23 protein-coding genes and 1 riboswitch are annotated in these 22,937 nt (G+C 46.4%); of the genes, 20 read left to right on the top strand and 3 right to left on the bottom strand.

Translation table 11 applies throughout. From position 1 onward, the window contains the following. Positions 1-6 precede the first annotated feature (6 nt). The 17 genes from QD47_RS22735 to QD47_RS22655 all read left to right on the top strand — a co-directional run bounded on the left by QD47_RS22735 (position 7) and on the right by QD47_RS22655 (position 17,452). Entirely contained in the window at positions 7-1,500 is a 1,494-nt protein-coding gene (locus tag QD47_RS22735; RefSeq protein WP_044648271.1) for a serine/threonine protein kinase, read from the top strand. Positions 1,501-1,538: 38 nt separating this feature from the next. Next, a complete protein-coding gene (locus QD47_RS22730; protein ID WP_044648270.1) occupies positions 1,539-2,525 on the top strand; it encodes an SAF domain-containing protein in 987 nt (328 codons plus the stop codon). A gap of 22 nt (positions 2,526-2,547) precedes the next feature. Then, positions 2,548-3,261 carry a hypothetical protein gene (locus tag QD47_RS22725; RefSeq protein ID WP_044648269.1) on the top strand — a complete coding sequence of 238 codons (714 nt, stop codon included), beginning with the start codon at positions 2,548-2,550 and terminating at the stop codon, positions 3,259-3,261. Beyond that, positions 3,258-4,115 (top strand): hypothetical protein, encoded by an 858-nt coding sequence (locus QD47_RS22720; protein WP_044648268.1) that lies wholly within the window; start codon positions 3,258-3,260, stop codon positions 4,113-4,115. The genes QD47_RS22725 and QD47_RS22720 overlap by 4 nt, the downstream gene beginning before the upstream one ends. Then, entirely contained in the window at positions 4,116-5,951 is a 1,836-nt protein-coding gene (locus QD47_RS22715; protein ID WP_044648267.1) for an ATPase, T2SS/T4P/T4SS family, read from the top strand. Next, positions 5,941-8,025 carry a hypothetical protein gene (locus QD47_RS22710; RefSeq protein ID WP_044648266.1) on the top strand — a complete coding sequence of 695 codons (2,085 nt, stop codon included), beginning with the start codon at positions 5,941-5,943 and terminating at the stop codon, positions 8,023-8,025. The genes QD47_RS22715 and QD47_RS22710 overlap by 11 nt, the downstream gene beginning before the upstream one ends. A gap of 49 nt (positions 8,026-8,074) precedes the next feature. Next, positions 8,075-8,554 carry a hypothetical protein gene (locus QD47_RS22705; RefSeq protein WP_014281476.1) on the top strand — a complete coding sequence of 160 codons (480 nt, stop codon included), beginning with the start codon at positions 8,075-8,077 and terminating at the stop codon, positions 8,552-8,554. Positions 8,555-8,595: 41 nt separating this feature from the next. After that, a complete protein-coding gene (locus QD47_RS22700; protein WP_044648265.1) occupies positions 8,596-8,991 on the top strand; it encodes a hypothetical protein in 396 nt (131 codons plus the stop codon). Position 8,992: 1 nt separating this feature from the next. After that, the gene (locus QD47_RS22695) at positions 8,993-9,547 is read left to right on the top strand and encodes a hypothetical protein (protein ID WP_044648264.1); all 555 of its coding nucleotides are present in this window, start codon (positions 8,993-8,995) and stop codon (positions 9,545-9,547) included. After that, positions 9,534-10,523, top strand: a complete 990-nt coding sequence (locus tag QD47_RS22690; protein ID WP_044648263.1) for a hypothetical protein — start codon at positions 9,534-9,536, stop codon at positions 10,521-10,523. Before QD47_RS22695 ends, QD47_RS22690 begins: the two co-directional genes overlap by 14 nt. A gap of 205 nt (positions 10,524-10,728) precedes the next feature. Beyond that, positions 10,729-12,282, top strand: coding sequence for an ABC-F family ATP-binding cassette domain-containing protein (locus QD47_RS22685; RefSeq protein WP_044648262.1), 1,554 nt, complete (start codon positions 10,729-10,731; stop codon positions 12,280-12,282). A gap of 88 nt (positions 12,283-12,370) precedes the next feature. Then, positions 12,371-12,479, top strand: a riboswitch (TPP riboswitch). Between the two features lie 281 nt (positions 12,480-12,760). After that, complete coding sequence (locus QD47_RS22680; RefSeq protein WP_268794269.1) at positions 12,761-13,375, top strand: thiamine phosphate synthase; 615 nt, start codon at positions 12,761-12,763, stop codon at positions 13,373-13,375. A 64-nt stretch (positions 13,376-13,439) separates the two neighbouring features. Beyond that, positions 13,440-14,588, top strand: coding sequence for a glycine oxidase ThiO (gene thiO, locus QD47_RS22675; RefSeq protein WP_044648261.1), 1,149 nt, complete (start codon positions 13,440-13,442; stop codon positions 14,586-14,588). Further along, positions 14,585-14,788, top strand: coding sequence for a sulfur carrier protein ThiS (gene thiS / locus QD47_RS22670; RefSeq protein ID WP_044648260.1), 204 nt, complete (start codon positions 14,585-14,587; stop codon positions 14,786-14,788). Before thiO ends, thiS begins: the two co-directional genes overlap by 4 nt. 2 nt (positions 14,789-14,790) lie before the next feature. Further along, on the top strand, positions 14,791-15,558 hold the full coding sequence (locus QD47_RS22665; protein ID WP_044648259.1) for a thiazole synthase: 768 nt from the start codon (positions 14,791-14,793) through the stop codon (positions 15,556-15,558). Next, positions 15,555-16,613: a thiazole biosynthesis adenylyltransferase ThiF gene (locus QD47_RS22660; RefSeq protein WP_044648258.1), complete on the top strand. Its 1,059-nt coding sequence runs from the start codon at positions 15,555-15,557 to the stop codon at positions 16,611-16,613. The genes QD47_RS22665 and QD47_RS22660 overlap by 4 nt, the downstream gene beginning before the upstream one ends. 143 nt (positions 16,614-16,756) lie before the next feature. Beyond that, positions 16,757-17,452, top strand: coding sequence for a response regulator transcription factor (locus QD47_RS22655; protein ID WP_044648257.1), 696 nt, complete (start codon positions 16,757-16,759; stop codon positions 17,450-17,452). A 71-nt stretch (positions 17,453-17,523) separates the two neighbouring features. Here QD47_RS22655 and QD47_RS22650 read toward each other — a convergent pair whose 3' ends face one another. Further along, positions 17,524-18,021, bottom strand: a complete 498-nt coding sequence (locus QD47_RS22650; RefSeq protein ID WP_044648256.1) for a C40 family peptidase — start codon at positions 18,019-18,021, stop codon at positions 17,524-17,526. A gap of 280 nt (positions 18,022-18,301) precedes the next feature. Continuing rightward, a complete protein-coding gene (locus QD47_RS22645) occupies positions 18,302-18,943 on the bottom strand; it encodes a thiamine diphosphokinase (RefSeq protein WP_044648255.1) in 642 nt (213 codons plus the stop codon). 149 nt (positions 18,944-19,092) lie between these two features. Between QD47_RS22645 and QD47_RS22640 the strand changes: the two genes are divergently transcribed. Continuing rightward, complete coding sequence (locus tag QD47_RS22640) at positions 19,093-19,557, top strand: low molecular weight protein-tyrosine-phosphatase (protein ID WP_044648254.1); 465 nt, start codon at positions 19,093-19,095, stop codon at positions 19,555-19,557. Between the two features lie 156 nt (positions 19,558-19,713). Here the strand turns inward: QD47_RS22640 and QD47_RS22635 are convergent, their stop codons facing one another. Continuing rightward, positions 19,714-20,448, bottom strand: coding sequence for an alpha/beta hydrolase (locus QD47_RS22635; RefSeq protein ID WP_044648253.1), 735 nt, complete (start codon positions 20,446-20,448; stop codon positions 19,714-19,716). A 255-nt stretch (positions 20,449-20,703) separates the two neighbouring features. Between QD47_RS22635 and pdhA the strand changes: the two genes are divergently transcribed. Together pdhA and QD47_RS22625 are read left to right on the top strand one after the other, a co-directional pair. Next, on the top strand, positions 20,704-21,771 hold the full coding sequence (gene pdhA, locus QD47_RS22630; protein WP_044648252.1) for a pyruvate dehydrogenase (acetyl-transferring) E1 component subunit alpha: 1,068 nt from the start codon (positions 20,704-20,706) through the stop codon (positions 21,769-21,771). 110 nt (positions 21,772-21,881) lie between these two features. Beyond that, positions 21,882-22,862, top strand: a complete 981-nt coding sequence (locus QD47_RS22625) for an alpha-ketoacid dehydrogenase subunit beta (protein ID WP_044648251.1) — start codon at positions 21,882-21,884, stop codon at positions 22,860-22,862. Positions 22,863-22,937: the final 75 nt, after the last annotated feature.

Raw genomic sequence — 22,937 nt, 5'->3', positions numbered from 1 at the left:
AGAGAGATGAAAAAACAATCGTATTTGGAATACGGTTCGGTTGTGGGTGAGCGTTACCGGATTGTCCGCACATTGGGTACGGGAGGGATGAGTAGCGTGTTTATGGCAGAGGATCTGAAGCTGCCAGGTAAGCAATGGGCTGTGAAGGAGTCCGTTGCCGACCCGCAAATGATGAAGCTTGTACGCGCGGAGGCTGAGATGCTGATTTCGCTGAGCCACCCACGATTACCGGGAATTGTTGACTTCTTCGAGCATCCGCCATCCGGGGCGGTATATCTGGTTATGGACTATATTGAAGGAATTACACTGGAAGCGTATATGAAGGGTTACCAAGGCCATATTCCGCAGGAGCAAATTGTTCCATTAGCTTTGCAGTTGCTGGATGTGCTGGATTACTTGCACACTCGCCAGTCCCCTGTCATCTACCGGGATCTGAAACCAACGAATATTATGCTGACACCGGAAATGGAATTTAAGCTGATTGATTTTGGCATAGCGCGGAGCTATAAGGCTGAGATGAATCAGGATACGGTAAAGCTGGGCACAGTGGGCTTCGCAGCCCCGGAGCAATATGGAGCAGGCCAAACGGATGCCCGCTCGGACTTGTACAGTTTGGGAGCGTTGTTGTTGTATCTCTGTACAGGTGGCAAATATAGCGAGTGGACGGCCGGAGTAGAAGGATATATTCGTGGAGAATTACCTCGTCATTTGATCCCGGTGATTCGTAAGCTGCTGCGTCATCATCCAGGGGAGCGATTTCAGTCTGCCGGAGAGGTGATTGGGGAGCTTCGACGCAGTGCAGATTTTCAGTCAGCTCAACAAGGAGTGTCCGTTGGCGATGCTTCTATCGAATATGGAGGTACAAGGGTTGTAGCTGTGCTGGGCGTGTCTTCTGGTTCCGGTGCAACGCACACAGCGATTGCGGTGAGCCACTATCTGGCACGAAGGTCCCGTTCAGTGGCTTTGGTCGAACTGCATAGTACAGCCAAAGCATTTGCCCGGCTTCAAGAAGTGGTAAACGGAGTACCCGTTGGGCGAGCGAGTTCAAGTCGGCGCTTTGAGGTAGATGGAGTACATTATTGGCGGCAAACATCCCGTGCGGATGTCATTGCGTTACTGGGTGGCTCTTACCAATTTATCGTGCTTGATTTGGGGAGTGGGCAGGACAATGAGCGGCTGGAAGAATTTTTGAGAGCGGATTACCCGCTAGTGGTCGGTTCTGGAGCCGAGTGGAGAATTCAGGATATAGCCGGGCTGTCCCGCTCACTTCAGCGCCACCCACAGCATAAATGGAATTACTGCTTGCCGCTGGCAGCATCGGAGGCTGTACGCAGGCTACGTAAGGAATTAGATCACGACCAAGTATTTGCTTTACCGTTCCATTCCGATCCATTTGAGCAGGAAGAAGAGATGGATCAGGTGCTGGATGAGATGTTTCGTGGGGCCATTCCCGATACCCGAAAGAAACGCTTCGGATTCCTCAAACGCAGTCACCGCTAGATAAAAGGTATATATCAAAAAGGCAGGGGAGAAGTTGTGTGTCCAAGCTAAGAAAAAGCAGTAAGCAAAAGCTTTACGCTGGTTGTATTGGTGCGGGTATTGTTGGCGTTGTCTTCGCGAGCTACCTTATAATTAACACCCATCAATTAAATGATGTCAGGAAACAGGCCGAAGCAGAGGCAGCACAAAAATGGAAAGGTTATGAGCAAGAACAACGAACCGCGAAAAAGGGCTGGATTGTTGTTCGTGACATTTCTCCGGGTGAACAGATTACGCCTAGTGATTTGAAGGGAATCACGGTTCCTGGCTCTCAGGCTCCAGCCAATTTGGTTTCGGGTAAAAATGAAGCTTCCGGCACCACGGCTAAAATTGAGCTGAAAAAAGGGTCCGTGCTTACATCAGCTATGATTACTGCCAAAGAACCTACATCTAAAGACTTACGTAATCGGGAGCTGAAGGTGGTGGTCCTCCCAAACAGCCTCAAAGCCGGAGACGAAGTAGATATTCGTATTCAATTTCCAACGGGCCAGGATTATATTCTGCTAGCCAAAAAGAAAATTTCCAAGCTGGAAGGTCCGGTCATCTGGGTTACGTTGAATGAGCAGGAGATATTATCGCTTTCGAGTGGGATTGTTGACGCCTATCTGCATAAAGCATCTATCTATGCATTAACCTATGTCGATTCGCAATTCCAGCCGAAGGCGATTCCAACATATCCACCCAATTCGAAGGTGATAGAGTTAATGAATAGTGATCCTAATTTGATTCGCGTTGCTGAACAAAAGCTGACCAAGCAGTTGCGTGGTTCTCTTGAAAATGCACTTAGTGCGTCAAACAATGTTATATCGACACCTATAGAAAGGAGCCTGAGTGAGGAAGTTGCGGCACAGCATGCGGGAGCGAATTCAGGTGGAGCTTTGAATGAGAACACAGGTACAGGGGACGGATTTGAAAACGGACAGGATGCCAAAGAACAAGCAGATATCTTGACGCAGAGCGGAAGCTCTGATCCATATAGTAAATAAATCAGAGAAAAGGGACAAACGTATGAAAACTTGGATATTTGCCGGGCTATGTGATAAAAGCGATACCTTGTTATACATCAGCAGTATATTGGCAGCATCCGGTCAACAGGTATTACTTGTGGATGCTACGCTGCGAGGACAGTATCGATACAGCATAGGGATGCTCGACAAACCACTTCCCATTGTGCAGTTTGGCGATTTTGATGTCGCCACGGGTTTTACATCTTGGGATGATCTGCATATCGCTATGATGGCTGATCGGAAAGCAGGTTTGACTTATGACATTGTTATTCTGGATGTAGAGTCACCTGATTTCTTCCCCGTATCTGTTTGGCAAGAGGCAGAACAGCGGGTTTGGGTCAGTGACTATAGCCGGATGTTAATGGACAACGGACAGGTGTGGCTTGAGCGTTTGTTTAGTCAACCTGAATTTCCGAAGAATCTTGTATTTCACAAGTTATTTATACAGGCTGTAGATTGTGGCGTGGAGGAGCCGTATTTGTGGGAATACATGAACCGCTTTCCGGCCTCTTGGCAGCAGGAGCCGTATATACTGCCATGGGATGAAGGGCATCTTGCCCTGAAGCTGGAAAATGAGCACAAACAACAGCTGAAGCTTAAGCCATTGTCCAGAATGTATAAGAAAGAACTGAGTCGTTGTATTGGAGAATTAATGGGTTGGGAACCCAAAGAGAGCCGTCATGCGTTAAAGCGTGCGGAGAGGAGGAAAGCATGAGTACCATTTTGTTTTGGAGCCCGGTTAAGGGAGCGAGTGGAAGCAGTTCTTTGGCGGCATCCATAGCTGTTACTATAGGTAATCTTTATAGAGGGCGACTGCTGCTGACCCATTTGGGGCGCAGACATAGCGGGATTGAGTCGGGATTTCCCATACAAGAACATCGGATGGACAATCCAAGCTTACAGCTTCAGGAGGGAGGTTGGGATGCTCTTGCACGATTAGCTCTGCGAGGGACATTATCCAGAGAAAATATTCGCAATTATACGACGCCTGTACTGGAGCAGACTCTCGATGTGCTTGAGGGAACCTCAAGCTTTGGAGCCGCTCCGCCCCTGTTATCCTCTGCTCTTGTACGAGCAGTGATGGATACGGCGGATCAGTATTATGATTTGACGCTGGTTGATGCAGGGAGTGGAGCAGGATGGGGAGCTGTACAGCATGAAGCATGTGTGCGATCCAAGCTGGCGGTTCTTTCGCTAACTCAAAATATGAGGGAGCTGGATGCCTACTTTGAATCTGTGTCTCCATTATCTACTTACTCGGAATTGCCGCTATTGATCGTGCTTGGGAAATATGATGTCCATTCTCAAGCAAATGTGACGAATATTCGCAGGAGATATGGCTACAAGGGAGCACTCCATACCGTTCCTTATAGCACCGAATTTATGGATGCGTGGAACCGCAGAGACGTGATAGGTCATGTGCAGCGGGATGTACGAAGCGGGAAAGAGAAGGACCGTAAGCTTTTTATGCCAGTGGGATGGGCACAGAGCATACGGCAGATTAGCAAGGCTATTCTGGAGGCGGCAGAGTCCGATCTTCGGCTCAAGGCTTTGGAGAGGGGCGCTTAAATGCTCTCCCCTCAAATGATCAACGGGCTAATTCTTACTTGCATCATTCTGTTGTGTATCATACTGGTTATCGTTAAATACCGAGGAAGCCTTCGCTTGCGGCATTCAACTATTCGAGTAGCTCCAGAGAGTGAAGATGCCACATTGGAGGTGCTGATGGAGTATATCAAAAATGCGCTGCACGAGCTAAGTCATAGTCAGATGGCGGATGCCGGATTACATGAGGAGGAATACAGGCGGCGTATCCATCAAAGGGCCGAACTGCGCAGGGCGTTAAAGGACTGTGCCAATGGCAGCAGTGGAGACAAACGTTTTGTTAAAAATTTGATGGCTGAGCTGCTGATTAACGGTTATGGCTTGAATGAAAAGATCGTTGATACCGTTATGCCATTCTCCAGACCAGAGTTGTTTAGCGTACAGGACCAATTCGAAATTGTATTTTACCAATATCAGCAAAAGTTTGGTGTCGATGCCCTGTCTCGCTTGCTGGATACTTATGATTTGGCGGAAATGAGATATTCGCAGCAAGATGAAGAGGATGGAAGCTATCATATCACGGCAGAGGATATCCGCTATATCTATGACTGTGAGCATCGCCCTCTCTCCTTTCTGGAGAAGGTAGATATTATTGTGCAGCGGATTTATCAGCACTATAAAGGCTTTTCCGTCATTGATGATATTCGTGACCAGCGGATCGACGGTGTCAGTGGGGGCGTTAGCGGTGTGCCGGAAGGCGGAATCCCTGTATCGGCCGATTGGCCTCAGGATCAATATGCATTCGAACCAACATCTGAACCGATAGCGAATGGTTATGAGAGTGTATGGATTTTTTATAAAGGCAAGACCATTCACCTTTCATTCCTTTCCTTCGGTTCAGAGCGGGAGCTTAAAAGGGTGTGCCAAAATATTTACAAATACAATTACCCGGGACAGCTTTCCGAAGCAAATGGGTATAAGGTGAACGAAATGAAGGATGGGTCACGGGTTGTTGTGGTACGACCTCCTTTTTCAGAATCGTGGGCTTTCTTTGTCCGTAAATTTGATATTCAAAGCGCATCGCTTGGGCAATTAATTAAGGGAGAAAATGCCGAGTTTCCGATACAGTTACTTTCTTATTTAATGAAAGGCAGCCGCATCACAGCAATCACCGGAGCGCAAGGTTCAGGTAAAACGACGTTGCTGATGGCGATGGTCAAGCATATTTACGCTTCGTATACGCTTCGTGTGCAGGAAATGGCCTTTGAGCTGCATCTGCGTAGCATTTACAGCCGCCGTAACATTCTGACCTTTCGGGAAACGGATCATATTTCAGGGCAACAAGGGCTCGATTTGCAGAAAAAGACAGATGGAACCGTCAATATCCTTGGTGAAGTAGCGAGTGACGAGGTAGCCGCATGGATGATTCAAATGTCGCAGGTTGCCAGTCTGTTCACCATTTTTACCCATCACGCCAAAACCTTTCGCGATCTTGTGTTCTCTCTTCGTAATTCACTGCTTAAAACAGGAGTGTTTCAGCATGAAGGTATTGCTGAGGAACAGGTCGTTCATGTCATTAACTTTGATGTGCATCTCAAGCGTGATGCTGAGGGACGGCGATATATTGAACGGATTACAGAATGTGTGCCGCACGATTCCGATCATATAGATTCAGGCTCCAGCTCTGCGTCGAGTTATAGCTATCGTCATGTTATGGAATATCGGAATGGGAGATATATGGCAATCGAGCCTCTAACAGTCAAAAGCGCAGAAGAAATGTGTGAGCAGATGAACGTCAAGGATGCCGGAGATTTTCGCAGATTCCTGACTCGCTATTGGGAGGAAGCCTATGAGTCTTAAAGTAATTTTACTGTGGGTTTTGCTCTTTTCGGGTGGATGTTTTGCGCTCCTCTATGTGGCTTTGTGGTGGCTGCGTAAGCGCAATGGTCATGCACTCCGCGGAGGGCGAATTCATTCTGTGCGAGAGGGACGGAAGGGAAAAGCAGTGCTGCAACGGCACATGCAATCTGGAATGCACAAGTTGTACACGCTAGGCATGAGATTCCCTGTTACATCCGGGTATATCACGAGTGTACGCAAGCGATTATCCGGTTTGCACGCTTACGATGAATATAAGCTTCGCCTTGAGACGATGAAAATGACGCTGTTCATCTGGGTGGCTTTTGCTTGTAGCGGCGTTGTGTTGCTTATGATGAAACCGGGGCTAGAGTTTGCCGTACTGGCTCTGTTATGCGGAGTGGTGATTAATAGTCTCATTTTGGATATGGCGATTAGCCGGATGGAAAAAAGGCTGCTTGCACAGATGATCGAATTGTTCGCCAATGTACGCCATCATTATCATCAGCACGGCATGGTGGAAGAGGCAATATCCGAGGCGGCCGATTTGGCAGGGGCTGAGGCTGGAAGGCATGCGCGACTTATTCATGAGGCGCTGACGGACGCTGATCCGCACGAAGCGCTGGAAAGATACTATGAGTCCGCTCCTAATCGGTTTTTAAAAGCATTTGCCGGTATTTCATATATGGTAATGGAGTTTGGTGACCGGATTGAAGAGGGAGGCTCCATTTATTTAAAGGGACTTGGCAGTCTTGCGCGCGAAATCCAACTGGAACTGCTGCGGAGAAATAAACTGGACTACCTGCTCAAAAGTTTAAATGTGATCGCACTTGCACCTGTTTTCTTTACAATGCCAATCGAAAGATGGGCAAGGTCCAGCTTTCCATCTATGGATGAGTTTTATCAGGGGAAATGGGGCTTTATCACAAAATTGTCCGTCTATATTGTAATTATAGTATCTTACTTCCTGCTCCAAAAGCTGCAACAGACCGATGAGACTGGATATCGTTCGGGCAAAGGACGGCGGGTCTGGGAGCAAAAGCTGTACCGTTTCCCCATTATTCGTAATGTGGTGGATGCTTTAATTCCGCAGCAGCATATGCCTTCTTATTTCCAACTGACCCGGCTGCTAAAGGAAAGCGGTGCAGAGGTCAAGCTGGAGTGGCTGTACATACGCAGAATCACTCTTTTTATCGCAGGATTGGTGCTCAGCATTAGCATGGTATTTATTTTACATCAAGCTGAGGAAACACATATTCTTCACGCTCCGGTTCAATCGGGACAAATGTTTGGGCGTTTGGGTCCAGCGGAGGAAAAAGAAGCTTTCAAGCAGAGTGAGATTGACCGCAAAATGATGCATGCGCTAAACATGAGGGCAGACAGCACCTATGAGCAGACGTATGCAGCATTGAAGCAGGTTTCTGGTAGCAGATATACTCCGGAGCAGCTTTCCGAAAATACGCGTCGTATCCTGCAAAAGCTGGAAGCGTGGAACGCGGAATACATCAAGTGGTGGGAAGTACTGATCAGTTTGGTTGCCGGGTATGTAGCCTATCAGATGCCTATGCTTTTATTGTACTTGCAGCGAAAAATGCGGCGCTTGGATATGAGGCATGAGGTTTACCAGTTTCAGACGGTCATTTCGATTTTGCGAGCCATGGAACGAATGTCTGTTGAGGAAATATTGGAATGGCTAAACCGTTTTTCGGTTATTTTCAAAAGACCTTTACAAAAATGCTTGCTTCATTATGAGCACGGGCCTGAGGCAGCACTTGACTTGTTGAAAGAAGAAGCGCCACTGCCCGAATTTCAACGCTTGGTGGACAAGCTGCATCTGTCTTTGGGCAAAATTACGATTCGAGAGGCTTTCGACGATTTGGATTCCCATATGTCCTACTATTTTGAACAAAGAAAACAGGAGTATGAAAAAATTATAGATAGCAAGGCCATTTGGGGAAGGTTGATCGGTTTTGCTCCGATGTACGGTCTTATCTTTTTATATTTGGTCATTCCTTTGATCGGTATGAGCTTTGTCCAAATGGATAGCTATTACGAGCAAATACAAAAGATTCAATAGCAGTTCTAATACGAATATTACGATATTACAAGCTAAGGAGAGAAAAATAATGAATAACGCATCAACAGCCTTAAAAGTAGCTGCTGGCATATTTTTGACCATTGCACTGATCACAATTGTAGTTATTTTGTTTATTTCAGCACAGGAGGCAACCAAAACGGCACAAAACAATTTTGCCGATATCCAGACCGAATTGTCTCAAGCCTCTTTTACGGTATATGACGGTACAACGATCAGCGGGTCCCAAGTGACCAATGCGCTACGGAAGTTTCAAGGTAAGGACCAATTCGGAATTCAGATTAAAACCGGAAAAAACATGACGGGTCAGTGGTATGGTAATGCTCTGAACATTAGCCCAGACAGTGAACAGTATGGAGCGGTGAATGGTGGAAGCGACAAGACTGGGAAAATAACGAATACGCTGAATGAGAAAGAAAACGAATATGTAAATCCAAGTGGTAAATTCAAGGCCGAGATCGTCAAGGATAAATCGAACGTTGTACGCGGGTTGTTGTTTACCCAATCCTAGGAAGCAGAATAAGGATATCAATTGTAAGGGAGATGGGTAGCATGTCTGATCACGCTTCAAGTATGCTGCGGCTTGGTGTGTCAGTTACGCTGTTTATAACCGCATGTGCATCGGCAGCAGAACTGTCCAGTCAGATGGGCACTACACTGGAATTAAGATCGCAGCAGGAGGAGCATTCCGAGGGGCGTATCAATCGTACTTTAGAGGTGAGTATGCCAGAACGGGTCAAAGGAACTCAAGTTATGCAGGCAATCCGTATGAACTTGCAGGAAGGCATTCCTGTTCAAGTCGATGGTACGGTGTACGATATGTATTCTGAACCGTTCGAGCCCGATGTATCAGCCCTCGAAGCTTCCTCTTTATATTCCATGCATCCACAGCGTGATCAGTATGGAGATATACAATCCATACGTTTTGAGAAATTGGGGGAGGACTGAAGTGGTTCAATCTATATCCAAGCTGTTGGGGGCACTGCTCGCTGTATTGCTCTTGTACATAGTGCCCGCCGCTCAAGCCGCTGAACGACAGGACGATATATCCGGGTTAAATACGTATCATTCAACTGTACGTTTTGTTGATATGGTGAGAACCAAGGGATATATTACACCGACGATGTATAACGATTTTATGCGTGAGCTAGAGCTGACGGGAAATACGTATGAGGTTGAATTGGAGCATATGCACAAAAAATATGTACCTGACTATGCAGATTATGCGAAGCCGGACACCTTTCTTGGCTACTATGCCTCCGTATATGATGGATACTATAACCCGCAAATCTTGCCTGTACTGTTTCCTGACAATCAGCAGCCAAAGTCAGATCAAACACGTCGGTATAGCATAATGTCAGGAGATTATTTTACAGTGCGGGTGCACAATACGAATCGCACTCCTGCGGACTTGTACAAATCATGGCTTCTTGGTGGGGCAGATAGCGGCAAACCGGCGGTTACAGCTTCTTACGGGGGCATGGTTCTGAATGAAGATTACTGATTTTGCAGTTATATTTATCCTGCTGTTTTTGCCCTTTGGCGTAGTTAGTGACCTGCGGGTGCAGAATCAGCGCGAAGTACAACAACTGGAAATGAAATATACCTCGGCCCTCCGTACCGCAGTTCAGGGTGCTGGTGTCGTGCTTTCACAGAATGAACGTCAGGAACGAGAGGCTGGGTATGGCTCGGACAAGTTTTTTCGTGTAGATAAAGAAGAAGCGCTGCACACCTTTCTGCATAGCCTTTTTCTTAACATGGGAATTGATGGGGATACAGTGGCACAACGTGCACTATTGGATTATATGCCTGCTCTTATGGTTCTGGACTATGACGGCTATTATGCGTTTGCTTCCGAATCTTACACAGATGAGCATGGACAAGCTGTCCAAGGACCCAAATGGAGTGAAAAAAAACCTTATGCCTACGTTGATTCAGTAGGTAACAGTGTTGGATTTACTTTGGACAATTATGTACATGCCTATGATGCTCGGAATCACAGGTGGGTAGAGGGCTTTCAGAAGGAGCTTCAGGGACAGACAACGATCTCGTTGCTTAATGACCCGGAAGCTTTTGAGCAAGTACGACGTTCCACCATTGTCCACAGCATTCAGGAGGATTTGAGCCGACTCATTAATCTCCATAACGAAAAGGCAGCACATAATGGTGTATCCTATACTTTCACGCTACCGCTCATCTCACAAGAGGAATGGTATAACACGGTAGATGATGTGGGGCTGATGGCGTTTATTCAGGGAATCCCGGTTGGAGACAGGTACTATAATAACTATGGGTTTGGTGGCGGGAGAGTCGTCAGGAAACAAGCCGTGATCGGCGGCGTAGAGTCGGATACCGGAATGAAATATTTTTACAGAGAGTCCTGCCCAGCCCCCTTTAAAGCGGAAGAGCGTTTTACAGATGAAAAATCTGCGGCAGCCGCAGGGTATTTTGAATACAAATGTGATAATGATAATAAATAAAATCTTTAAACAATCTTTAAATAAATCACTCCTACGAGTGGTTTTTCTTTTTTTATAAGCAGACAATATCAAAATCCTTCAAATTCACCCATTTTCAATATTCCGATAAGGCTACTGGATGTGCTACAATAAGGCTTTGAAAGAAATGCATATGAAATAAGAACAGTCGGCATCGCCGATGACAATAAGGAGCCAAAAACAGCTTATGAGTTTATTGACTGTAGAAAATGTATCCCATAACTTTGGGGACCGCGCATTGTTTAAAAATGTATCCTTCCGATTGCTTGGAGGGGAACGTGTAGGTTTGGTGGGAGCCAATGGTGTTGGTAAATCGACACTGATGAACATCCTGACCGGAAAATTGCTTAAGGATGAAGGCAAAGTGGAATGGACTCCACGTGTACGTTATGGGTATTTGGATCAGCACACCAAGCTGACACCTGGTAAAACGGTGCGGGATGTACTGAAGGACGCCTTTCTCCCATTGTTGGAATTGGAAAAGGAAATGATGCAGATCACTGACAAGATGGGGGAAGCTTCTCCTGAAGAACTGGAAGTGCTGCTGGAACAGATGGGTGAAATTCAGGAACAACTGGATATGGGGGACTTTTACCTCATCGATGTGAAGGTTGAAGAAATGGCGAATGGATTGGGCCTTTCCGCAATAGGACTGGAGCGGGATGTTTCCGCACTTAGCGGTGGACAACGGACGAAGGTCCTACTTGCCAAGCTGCTGCTGGAAAAGCCGAATGTGTTGCTGCTGGATGAGCCTACCAACTATTTGGATGTAGAGCATATTGAATGGCTTACACGTTATCTGAAGGATTATCCATATGCGTTTATTCTTATTTCTCATGATACTGAGTTTATGAATCAGGTCGTGAATGTCATCTATCATCTTGAATTTGCTAAGCTGACCCGTTATTCAGCCAACTATGAAAAGTTCCTTGAAATGGCAGACCTGAACAAAAGCCAGCATATTGAAGCTTATGAGAAGCAGCAGGATTTTATTAAGAAACAGGAAGATTTCATTCAACGCAATAAGGCGCGCGCCTCTACGTCAGGTCGGGCGAAGAGCCGTGAGAAGCAGCTTGATCGAATCGAGCGTATTGATAAACCGGAGGAAGCGGCTAAACCAACATTCCAATTTAAAGAAGCACGTGCGAGTGGGAAAACGGTATTTGAGGGTATTGATTTTGAAATTGGTTACACCCATGCCCTGTTGCCTAAAATGACCATGACGATTGAACGTGGTGATAAAATTGCGATTGTGGGCTACAATGGTGTCGGTAAATCGACATTGCTCAAAACCATTCTGGGAAAAATTCCGCCGATCAGCGGCAAGACCTATCAAGGGGATTTCTTGCAGCCAGCTTATTTTGAGCAAGAAGTACGGGCAGAGAAAGTTACACCGATTGAGGATGTGTGGAATGAATTCCCGCACTTGAACCAGCATGAAGTAAGAGCGCATTTGGCGCGTTGCGGTTTGAAAAATGAGCATATCACCCGTCCACTATCCGCGCTCAGTGGTGGTGAGCAGGCCAAAGTCCGCCTATGCAAACTGCTAATGCGGGAAAGCAATTGGGTGCTTTTCGATGAACCTACCAATCATTTGGACATCAAAGCGAAGGATGAGCTGAAACGTGCCTTGAAGGAATACAAAGGAACGGTGCTGCTCGTATCTCACGAACCGGACTTTTATGAGGATTGGGTAACCAAAACGTGGAATGTGGAAGAATGGACAAGTAAAGTCAACTAAATATCCAGTTCTGTACCAAGCTTCACAAGAAGCAGGGTTTGCAGGATTAGGAAATTATGCTAAGCTATCTTTAGCTGATACAATTAAATAGTTACACTAGGGGAGCCGCCCATGCGGCTGAGACGGAATAAACGGATTTCGGACCCTTTGCACCTGATCTGGGTTATGCCAGCGTAGGGAAGTGAGCGCCGTACAAACGAGGTAACGAATTTATTACTTTGTTTGTACGTGGGACGATATACGTATACGGATATAATGATCCGTTTGGTTATTGGACGTACGTTTAACCACTTCCTTCGGGAAGTGGTTTTTTTGCGTTTTCATTCGTGTTCATATATTTGTATTCATATACCGTACCCCTTCATTTTTTTGCTGGTAAACGTGGCTAGTCCATACCGTATAGCACGATATGAGACTGTAAAGATACAGGGTCAGCTTACAAACATTTAGTCCATTGTGAGGTGAGAATAAGATCGAATTGCACGTAATTACGATGGAAGGCGATTCCAGTGCACATGCACATACTGCCCAAGTGGCTGCTGCTATTCATCCGTATGTTCATTATGTACACGTGCGCTTGAAGCAGAAGGGCGCATCTGAATTGCTTGCTTTAACCCGCAGTATGGTGAATCGAGGAGTTCCTTTACAGCAAATTGCAGTAAATGACCGGGTGGATGTTGCTATGCTTACCTCCGTCGGAGCTATCCAGCTACCGGCTAACGGATTACCTGTTATGGATGTCAAAAGTATACTTCCAGAGGGTACGCGGTGCGGGGTGTCGGTGCATTCTTTGGAGGAGGCACAGGCTGCCGAACAAGCAGGAGCGGATTATGTACTCTATGGCCATGTATATGAGACTCACTGCAAGCCTGGTGTTACTCCGCAAGGTTTAGTACAGCTTGAGCGCATAAGCAGGTTATTGAGCATTCCTGTGATTGCTATAGGCGGCATACAACCACGCCACATTCACGAGCTGTATACTGCGGGTGCAAGCGGAATTGCGGTGATGTCCGGCATCTGGGAGGCTGAGTCCCCCGTTGCGGCTGCGATGGCGTACAAGCGAATGGCGGATCGGGTAGTGCACAGCCTGTAGTGGTGAAACGGAAGTAGGAGATCGTCGCAAGCAGAATCGTTAGTGGAGAGGAGAGATGGAACATATGCCAGAGATAAAAACAAAGTCACCAGCTATTGGACACGCTGAATGCTTGATCATTGGTGGAGGTGTCATCGGTAGCTCCATTGCTTATCATATGGCCAAGGAGGGGCGCAGTACGATATTGGTGGAGCGATTCATTCCGGGCGAGGGAGCCTCAGGGGCTGCGGTTGGGATGCTGGCAGCAGAGAGTGAAGAATTCACCGACCCGGAGTTGGCACAGTTCGCTCGCACAAGCCGGGATGCATTTCCCGAGCTGGTTCGTGACCTAGAGCGTTTGTCTGGTGTTTCGGTGGAATTCCGTACAGAAGGATTTGTGACTCCCTTCCGTTCGGAAGCAGAGGGGCAAAAACGCTGGAATGCGGCTATTGCGCAAGAGGTTGATCATCCTGTGTGGTGGGATTCCAGAGAATTGGCCCGCAGAATTCCAGGTTTGGATGGTCAAGTGATCGGGGCTATATACCGATCAAAGGAGACGCAAATTTCTCCTGCCCAGCTTTGTCGTGCTTATACGGGGGCAGCTGTCGAACTGGGAGCAACAATATGCTCCGGTACACAGGCGGAGCAACTCGTAGTAAAGAATGGGCGAGTTTGTGGCGTACAAACAGACAGTGGCTTTTTTTCCTGCAAACAGGTCATTATTGCTGGAGGCTTGGATAGTATGAGACTGCTGGAGCAGGTGGGTTTTGAATATCCGCTTAATCCGGTCAAGGGTGAGGCTGTTGCAGTCTCCTTGAAGGATCATCCATTGGAATATACTATTTACGCCGATGATATTTACTTAGTGCCCAAACGGAACAACGAGCTTTGGATTGGAGCGACGAGTCTGCCGCATCAACATGACAAAGAGGTGAGCATTGGAAGCCTGGAGGGGCTGCTGGCCCGTGCTTCTGCCTGGTTGCCTCGTGTCCGTGAAGCTTCTTTTATACGCACTTGGGCGGGCTTGCGTCCCCAGGCAGTAGCAGGGCGACCTTGTATTGGGCCTGTTCCCGGCGTAAAAGGGGTATATGTCGCGGTCGGGCACTACCGGAACGGCGTGTTGCTGAGTGAAGCTACCGGGCGTGCGATAGCAGCTCTGTTAAAAGGGGCTGGTGTGGCTGAGCTTGGAATAAGCGGCTTTTCTCCTGAACGTATAAAGGAGGCGAGCAAATGAAGCTGACGATTAACGGTCAGAACATGACCTTTTCCAATCGGATCATTCATGTGGATCAACTGCTGAAAGAGCTGGATTTGAAAGTGAAAACTGTAGTGGTGGAGCTGAATCGTCACATATTGACTCGTGAAGATCATGATGAAGCGGTACTGAAGGATGGAGATAGATTGGAAATTGTACATTTTGTGGGAGGCGGTTAATCATGTTAACGATTGGTAAAGCATCTTTTACGTCAAGGCTGTTATTGGGTACAGGAAAATTCCCCGATCTGGATATTCAATCCAAAGCTGTGGAAGCTGCGGAGACCGAAATATTAACATTTGCTGTGCGGAGATTAAATTTGGAGGAACGGGATAAGCAACATTTTCTGGATACACTGGATTTGAGTCGTTATGCGCTGCTTCCCAATACGGCAGGAGCGACAACGGCGAATGAGGCAGTGCGTATCGCTAAGCTGGCGAGAGCCTCAGGTCTGTGCGACATGATTAAGGTGGAGGTCATTGGGGATAGCAAGACATTGCTGCCTGATCCTTTTGAAACGCTCAAGGCCAGCGAAAAACTCCTGGAGGAAGGTTTTATCGTGCTGCCTTACATATCGGATGATGTGATTCTGGCCAAAAGGCTGCAAAATCTTGGTGTACATGCCGTTATGCCTGGAGCTTCACCCATTGGTACAGGACGCGGCCTGCTAAACCCGTTCTCATTGGAACTCATTATTGAACAAGCGGAGGTTCCGGTTATCGTCGATGCCGGCATTCGCTCACCTGGAGATGCGGCAATGGCGATGCAACTGGGGGCAGATGCCGTGCTGTTGAATACAGCTGTATCTGGAGCTCAGGACCCTGTGAAAATGGCTGAGGCGATGAAGCTGGCTGTTCGCGCGGGCAGATACGGTTTTGAGGCGGGCCTGATTCCTGTAAAACGTTATGCCTCGGCAAGTAGCCCGACAGAAGGCTTGGTTCAGGCATGAAGTCGACTGAAAAAGCTGGTGTACAAATACAACAAAATGATCGTTATTCCAGACAGGAAAGATTCACCCCTTTCGGGCCGGAAGGACAACGCCGACTGGCTTCGTCCCACGTACTGATCATAGGCGCTGGAGCGCTAGGTACCGGAATTGCGGAAACGCTCGTTCGCGGAGGCGTAGGCACTGTGACCATCGCAGACAGGGATTATGTGGAATGGAGTAACTTGCAGCGCCAGCAGCTTTTTCAGGAGAATGACGCCGCAGAAAGGTGCCCCAAAGCAGTAGCTGCACAGCGAAGACTAAAGGAAATCAATTCGGAAACGATCATACACGCACATGTACTGGATGTTGGAGTAGAGGAATTGGAGGAGCTGATTCAGGGAGTGGACCTCATTATGGATGCCACCGACAACTTTGATACCCGGCTACTTATGAACGATATGGCACAAAAGCATCGCATTCCCTGGATTTATGGGGGATGTGTTGGCAGCTATGGGGTAACCTATACCATTTTACCAGGGAAAACGCCTTGTCTTCATTGTCTGCTTGGAACTGTACCGTTCGGCGGAGAAACCTGTGATACCGCGGGAATTATAGCACAGGCGGTGCAGATGGTCACGGCCAACCAGACCACAGAAGCCTTCAAGCTACTTGGTGGATACCCGGAGGATCTTAGGGGGAAGCTGCTTTCGTTTGATCTGTGGCAAAATGAGTATGTAGCGATAGCAGTAGACAGTGTCAAAAAAGCGGATTGTCCTTCTTGTGGCACTCATCCGACCTACCCTTATTTGTCGGCAGCCCATCGCCAGAAAACAGATGTACTGTGCGGCCGGGATACCGTTCAAATTAGACCAGCGAAGCCGATACAGGTGAATCTTAAAGAAACAGCAGACAGACTAGCTTCTTTGGGAGAGGGAAGAGTGGAGCAAAATCCGTTTCTGGTTTCTTTTAGTGTAGGGACGCACCGTTTGGTTATTTTTGCAGATGGGAGAGCATTAATACACGGAACAAAAGATGTCACAGAAGCAAGGAAAATCTATCACCGCTATTTAGGCTAAACCGTAAAAGCAGGAAGTCTTCCTTCGTGGAATGATTTCACTGCTTTTTTGTTACAATATAATAAATAGGTTCGAATCGTTTGTATCAAATACGTCTGTATCCATATTGCAGTCCTATGTCCAAACACAGGTGGGTGAGAAGAATGAACCCGTTAATTTTACTCGTGGATGGGAATGAAGCATCTGCTACTACGTATACACGTCAGTTGAAGCAGGAAGGCTATCAGGTGGTTTACGCCCGCAATGTAGCGGAGGGAGAGTCCTATTTAGACGAAAATTCTGTGAATTTGCTGCTACTTAATATGGAGAATGAGCAGGCCAATACACAAGGCTTGATCCGCATCATGCAGCAAAATGATCCCACTGTTCCCATGTTCGTAATGACCTCATCAGACGATGAGAACCATATTGTTTCCTGTTTTGAGCAGGGAGCACACGATGTGATTGTCCAACCCTTTTCCCCTAAAGTGTTTCAAGCCAGAGTGGCCAATTTATTGCGGATTTTTGGTACTGAACGTGATGTGAAAAGGCCGATACAGGCGGGTGATTTACATATTGATAGTGGAAGTAGACTGGTAAGCAGAGGCGGACAGAAGCTGGAATTAACTCCGAAAGAATTTGATCTTTTGTTTCATCTGGCTATTCATCTAAATCAGGTTTGCAGCAGGCAGCAAATTTTGAAGGATGTCTGGAAGCATGATTATATTGTTGATACGAACGTAGTAGACGTGTATATCAGGCATTTGAGAGTCAAGGTAGACAAAGGACAAAGATTCAAAATGATTCGCACGGAACGAGGCATCGGCTATTCACTCAGAACACCCCCTGAAGTAGAGTAGTAAAGTATGGGGAAATATAAAAAAAGCCGAGACCCAGAGTCCCGGCTTGAAAAGGCTAAATCAAATGAATGCTACAGCACGCGGCGTGCTTTGATGTATGTTCTTTTCCAGTTGCTGGAGTTCAAATCGGAGAAAGTAACCCCAGGTCTGCCGTATGTGTGTAAAATTTTACCTCCGCCTACATAGACCGCTACATGGGTAATGTTGCGACCTGTGGCGCGACTACCGCTCGAAAAGAACACAAGGTCACCCTTTTTCAGATTGGACTTGGATACGGCATGTCCAACATTGGATTGTGCAACAGAGGTACGAGGCAAGTCGACGCCGTATTTCTGAAATATGTGCTTCATGAAGGAAGAGCAATCGAAATTGCGTGTTGTGCTTGTGGAAGCACCAAATTTATAGGGAGTCCCCAGATATTTTTCACCGTAGTTAATTACTTTTTGACCTGCAGAAGTAGCGGTGGCAGCTTGAGCCGTATTTGTTCCCTCTAATGCAAACGTTCCAAAGCCGATAGTGGCTGCCATTCCTGTGATAATTGCCTTTTTTATGATTTTATGCATGTTCATGTTGTAAGTACCTCCAGAAATTGATTTGTATAATATTTTGCTGAGCTGCTAACTAACTGACAGCGTTGAGTATAACAGCTTTGAAGCCGCCTAATAGTTGGAAAAATACTCTCAAATGCTTGAGGGACAAGGCTTACACGCCAATTATTAAAAAACGATTAAAAATTACAATTTGTAAAAAATATCGAATCTCAAAAATCGGGATACATGATAAAACTCTTTATTATCAAGGGTTTCAAACGAAAAAAGTTCTTTTTCAAAGGTTACAATAATGTCATAATTAATCTTTGCTTTGGATCACAAGCAGCAGTCCACTTTCGATGGAAATCGTTCCTTTTGGAGCGATCAGCTGGTTGCTGACACCGCGTGATTGTCCCATTTTAAGTGTGGCATTATGCAGTGGGTACATAAATCCATCCAGCTCTATACCGGTTACTTCGGCAGTCATAGGAATTAGCGATGTATATGTATAGCCCATAGGCTCAATCTCCAGCGTTGATCCAGTGAGTTCAATATAATTATGGGCGTCCATAATGGCACAGCCTATATGATGCTGCATCGCACGCACCAATATTTGAACATTAGCCAGCGTATGATCCATCCGCGTACCCGTAACGCCAAGCATAAGCACATGCTCTGCCTGCTCATCCATGGCAATTTCCAGAGCAAGCTCTGTATCTGTCAGGTCCTTGAGTACCGGATCGCACGAAAGCATACGTTTACTTGCAGATTCAACCCGTGACTTTTCCTCAGGTGTTACTGAATCAAAGTCTCCTACAGATACGTGTGGCGTAATGCCGTGTTCGATCAGGAAAAGGGCGCCTTTATCTGCACCAATAATGAAATCCCCGGGTTGTATTTGTTGTAGATCTTCCTCGCCAAGACGACCGCCGGAAAATACAATTGCGCGCTTCTTCGTCATATCCAACATCCTTTCTTCTGCCATACGTCTACATAGCTCATCAGCTTTTAAGTATAACGCGTTAAATATGGCTTGCACAATTTTGGAGGGCATAGCTACAATGGAACAGAAAAAAGGAATTGTAATGTGTAATTAGGAAGGAGAGCGAAATGATTAACGTTTTGTTTGTGTGTTTGGGTAATATTTGCCGTTCCCCTATGGGAGAGGCGGTACTGAGACATAAAGCGCAGGAACGGGGACTAGGTGCGAAAATTCGGGTAGACTCGGCAGGAACAGGAGACTGGCATATCGGAAATCCCCCGCATGAGGGAACGCTAAAGCAGCTCAAGCTGCACGGAATTAGTGAACAAGGTATACAGGCGCGACAGATGAAAGGCCATGATTTTGAAGCGTTTGATTATATCGTGTGTATGGATGATTCCAATGAGCGAAACATGCGCAAACTCGCGGGCGGAGCGGAGGCTGACATTTTAAAATTCATGGACCTGCTGCCACAAGAAAAGCTGAGAGAGGTGCCGGACCCGTATTTTACCGGAAATTTTGAAGAAACATATCGATTGATGGACGCGGGATGCAATGCCTTGCTGGACAAAATCATAGAAGAAAAGCTATAATGTGAACGACAGAAGACGGCAAAAAATGCCGTTTTTCGTTACAATTTTGAAAGCGTATCCAACATTCGGAGAAAAAAGAGGAAAGAGCGTAACGACCTAATCTGGTCAACAAATGCCCAATCCCCGGTAATCTCTGTAGCTTTGGAAAAGCTTCACTCAGGCGCGATCTAAAAAATACATTAGTGCGTCAGGCAGCTCATTTTGCCAAAAGCCCCACAAATGCTTGCCGTCCTTTTCTCGATAGGAAACCTCGGCGTTCCGTTCGCGTAGCAAATCTGCGCATTGGCGGTTAAGTTCTACAAAATTGTAAATGCCGGTGTCGCTCTCAAACGCATCTTCTTGAAGACCAACCGTCATCCACACCCGCAGATGGGACAGATCACGCTCACGAGCGATAATTTCTTGTGAAGCTTCATAGTAAGCACCGGACAGGCTGATAATACGATTGAACAGTTGGGGATATAGCAAGGCTAAATGCAGAGACACACTGCCTCCCAGTGAATCTCCAGCCAGAATCCGGGACGATGCATCTCTTCTTATAGGATACTTCTGTTCCACATAGGGAATAATCTCTTCTGCAAAACAGGCGGTGTACGCCTCAAAGCGATTGCCAAAGGGAGCATACTCCTGAGTTCTGATTTTCGTGTTGACTTCAACGCCGACGATGATGAAAGGCTCAACACCTTCGTCCAGAATGAGACGGTTTGCCTGTGTTGCTATACGGCCAAAATTGAAAAATTCCTCTCCGTCCTGACAGTACACGACCGGGTAGCTCAAAATTTCATTATAGCCGGGCGGTAAATAAATACGGAGTGTTCTGGTTTCGCCAAGAAAGCGGCTGTTTATTTCGTCTTTTAGGATGGTTCGTTTCAAATACCGGGAATCCGTCATTATTTGTCACCTTTCTGGGGTATAATTTTGCATTCGGGATCACAATAAGTTAAGATTACCCTGATTGCAATAGATGTTTAAAATTTCAATCATGTACTAAGCTGTTATAGTAAAAAATGTTCCCTGTTACACAAACAAAAATGTGGCGAACTCAAAAAAAATAACTAAATCTTTGACGCAAGCAATATAACAGGTGTATAATAATCCTATAACAGCGGAACTTGATATTCAAATTTTTTTGTTGAGGTGAAGAAAATGAGCAAGGTTCCTTATGAAGTGTACACAGAGGAAGTTGAGGCTCTGTCCGTACTTTCTCCGGATGGTGAAATTATCAATAAAGATATGTTGCCTAAACTTACAGATGATCAATTGAAAGAAATTATGTATCGAATGGTATTTACACGTACTTGGGATGACCGTGCCGTTAACTTAGGGCGTCAAGGACGTCTCGGCTTCTACGCTCCGGTATCCGGACAAGAAGCAACCATGATTGGTAGCGAATATGCGCTCCAAAAAGAAGATTTTATTGCTCCAGGCTACCGCGATATTCCGCAAATCGTTTGGCATGGCCTGCCATTATACCAAGCTTTCTTGTATTCCCGTGGTCATCAACACGGCGGCCAAGTGCCAGACGGTGTTAATGTACTGATGCCGCAAATCATCATTGGCGCGCAAATCTTGCATGCTATGGGTATTGCAATGGGTTACAAACTGAAAAAACAAAAACAAGTCGCCATTACATATACAGGTGACGGCGGTTCTTCCGAAGGTGATTTCTACGAAGGCCTGAACTATGCCGGTGTTTACAAGTTGCCAGTTATTTTCTTTGTGCAAAACAATGGCTACGCAATCACAACTCCATTTGCGAAGCAAACGGCTGCTCTTTCTATCGCTCACAAAGCCGTTGCTGCCGGTATCAAAGGCGTGAAAATCGACGGAATGGACGTACTCGCAGTTATCAAGGCTGTTCAAGAAGCTGCTGAACGCGGACGTAACGGCGAAGGCGCGACATTGATCGAAGCTGTAACTTACCGTTTCCGTCCACATTCCCTGTCTGACGATGCAAGTAAGTATCGTTCGAAAGAAGAAGAGGGCGAATGGAATGCGAAAGATCCGATTGCCCGTTTTGCGAAATATCTTGAGAAAAAAGGTCTTTGGACTGAAGAAGATACAGCTCGCGTAAAAGAAGAAGCTAAAGCGAAAGTGAACGAAGAGATCAAAAAAGCCGAGAAAACAGAAAAAATGACCATTTCCGGTCTGATCGACAGCATGTTCGAATCTACGCCTAAGCATCTGGAAGAACAAAAAGCTGATTTTAAATAATTGAGCTTGAAATAAATCAGAGAGACCGGGCGGCATCCCGATCCGGTCTGTCTTTCAATTGGACCTGAACTGAAACTGATCTGTCAATGTTTAAGGAGGAAATGAAGCAAATGGCACAAATGAACATGAAAGAAGCGATTCGTGACGCACTGCGCGTAGAGTTGAAACGCGACCCTAACGTCCTGCTTTTCGGTGAAGATGTAGGTCATGTAGGCGGTGTATTCCGCGCAACAGAAGGTCTGCAAAAAGAGTTTGGCGAAGAACGTGTATTTGATACTCCGTTGGCGGAATCCGCAATCGGGGGTCTTGCTGTGGGGCTGGGTATCCAAGGTTTCCGCCCTGTAGCTGAAATCCAGTTCGTAGGCTTTATCTTTGAAGCACTCGACCAAATGGCAATTCAAGCATCCCGTATGCGCTACCGTTCCGGTGGACGCTACAATTCTCCAATCGTATTCCGTACGCCTTTTGGCGGCGGGGTTAAAGCGGCTGAGCTGCATACAGATTCCCTGGAAGGACTTTTGGCTCAAACACCTGGTATCAAGGTTGTTGTTCCTTCCAATCCTTACGATGCAAAAGGTCTGATGATCGCGGCTATTCGCGATAACGATCCAGTATTTTTCATGGAGCATTTGAACTTGTACCATGCATTCCGCGCTGAAGTTCCTGAGGATGATTACACAATTGAGCTGGGTAAAGCGAACGTAGTTCGTGAAGGTTCCGATGTTACAATCATCACTTATGGTTTGATGGTACACACTTCTGTCAAAGCTGCTGATGAACTGGAAAAAACAAAAGGTATTAAAGTCGAAATTATTGACCTGCGTACCGTTAGCCCAATTGACATTGATACAATCGTGGCTTCCATTCAAAAAACAAATCGTGCCATCGTTGTTCAAGAAGCGCAAAAGAGCTCTGGCGTAGCTGCTGAAGTGATTGCACAAATTAACGAAAAAGCAATTCTGCATCTGGAAGCACCAGTTCTGCGTGTGGCAGGTCCAGATACCATTTATCCTTTTGCTCAAATTGAAGATACTTGGTTGCCGACGCCAACACGTATCATTGATGCGGTTAATAAAGTACTGGAATTTTAATTAAAGCACACCGTAAATTTGGGAGGTTTTAAACGTGGCTAAATTTGAATATAAATTCCCGGAGCTGGGTGAAGG

Source organism: Paenibacillus terrae (assembly GCF_000943545.1).
In the GTDB taxonomy this organism is placed as follows: domain Bacteria; phylum Bacillota; class Bacilli; order Paenibacillales; family Paenibacillaceae; genus Paenibacillus; species Paenibacillus terrae_A.
Note: the sequence above shows the minus strand (reverse complement) of the source record. Positions and strands in the feature narration are given on the sequence as shown.

Coding starts and splice junctions, on each gene's coding strand:
- QD47_RS22635 (WP_044648253.1), bottom strand. CDS start 20,448: ATGACGGATTCCCGGTATTTGAAACGAACCATCCTAAAAGACGAAATA.
- QD47_RS22665 (WP_044648259.1), top strand. CDS start 14,791: ATGTTAACGATTGGTAAAGCATCTTTTACGTCAAGGCTGTTATTGGGT.
- QD47_RS22660 (WP_044648258.1), top strand. CDS start 15,555: ATGAAGTCGACTGAAAAAGCTGGTGTACAAATACAACAAAATGATCGT.
- QD47_RS22725 (WP_044648269.1), top strand. CDS start 2,548: ATGAAAACTTGGATATTTGCCGGGCTATGTGATAAAAGCGATACCTTG.
- QD47_RS22715 (WP_044648267.1), top strand. CDS start 4,116: ATGCTCTCCCCTCAAATGATCAACGGGCTAATTCTTACTTGCATCATT.
- QD47_RS22645 (WP_044648255.1), bottom strand. CDS start 18,943: ATGACGAAGAAGCGCGCAATTGTATTTTCCGGCGGTCGTCTTGGCGAG.
- pdhA (WP_044648252.1), top strand. CDS start 20,704: ATGAGCAAGGTTCCTTATGAAGTGTACACAGAGGAAGTTGAGGCTCTG.
- QD47_RS22625 (WP_044648251.1), top strand. CDS start 21,882: ATGGCACAAATGAACATGAAAGAAGCGATTCGTGACGCACTGCGCGTA.
- QD47_RS22655 (WP_044648257.1), top strand. CDS start 16,757: ATGAACCCGTTAATTTTACTCGTGGATGGGAATGAAGCATCTGCTACT.
- QD47_RS22705 (WP_014281476.1), top strand. CDS start 8,075: ATGAATAACGCATCAACAGCCTTAAAAGTAGCTGCTGGCATATTTTTG.
- QD47_RS22690 (WP_044648263.1), top strand. CDS start 9,534: ATGAAGATTACTGATTTTGCAGTTATATTTATCCTGCTGTTTTTGCCC.
- thiS (WP_044648260.1), top strand. CDS start 14,585: ATGAAGCTGACGATTAACGGTCAGAACATGACCTTTTCCAATCGGATC.
- QD47_RS22650 (WP_044648256.1), bottom strand. CDS start 18,021: ATGAACATGCATAAAATCATAAAAAAGGCAATTATCACAGGAATGGCA.
- QD47_RS22685 (WP_044648262.1), top strand. CDS start 10,729: ATGAGTTTATTGACTGTAGAAAATGTATCCCATAACTTTGGGGACCGC.
- thiO (WP_044648261.1), top strand. CDS start 13,440: ATGCCAGAGATAAAAACAAAGTCACCAGCTATTGGACACGCTGAATGC.
- QD47_RS22710 (WP_044648266.1), top strand. CDS start 5,941: ATGAGTCTTAAAGTAATTTTACTGTGGGTTTTGCTCTTTTCGGGTGGA.
- QD47_RS22700 (WP_044648265.1), top strand. CDS start 8,596: ATGTCTGATCACGCTTCAAGTATGCTGCGGCTTGGTGTGTCAGTTACG.
- QD47_RS22640 (WP_044648254.1), top strand. CDS start 19,093: ATGATTAACGTTTTGTTTGTGTGTTTGGGTAATATTTGCCGTTCCCCT.
- QD47_RS22735 (WP_044648271.1), top strand. CDS start 7: ATGAAAAAACAATCGTATTTGGAATACGGTTCGGTTGTGGGTGAGCGT.
- QD47_RS22720 (WP_044648268.1), top strand. CDS start 3,258: ATGAGTACCATTTTGTTTTGGAGCCCGGTTAAGGGAGCGAGTGGAAGC.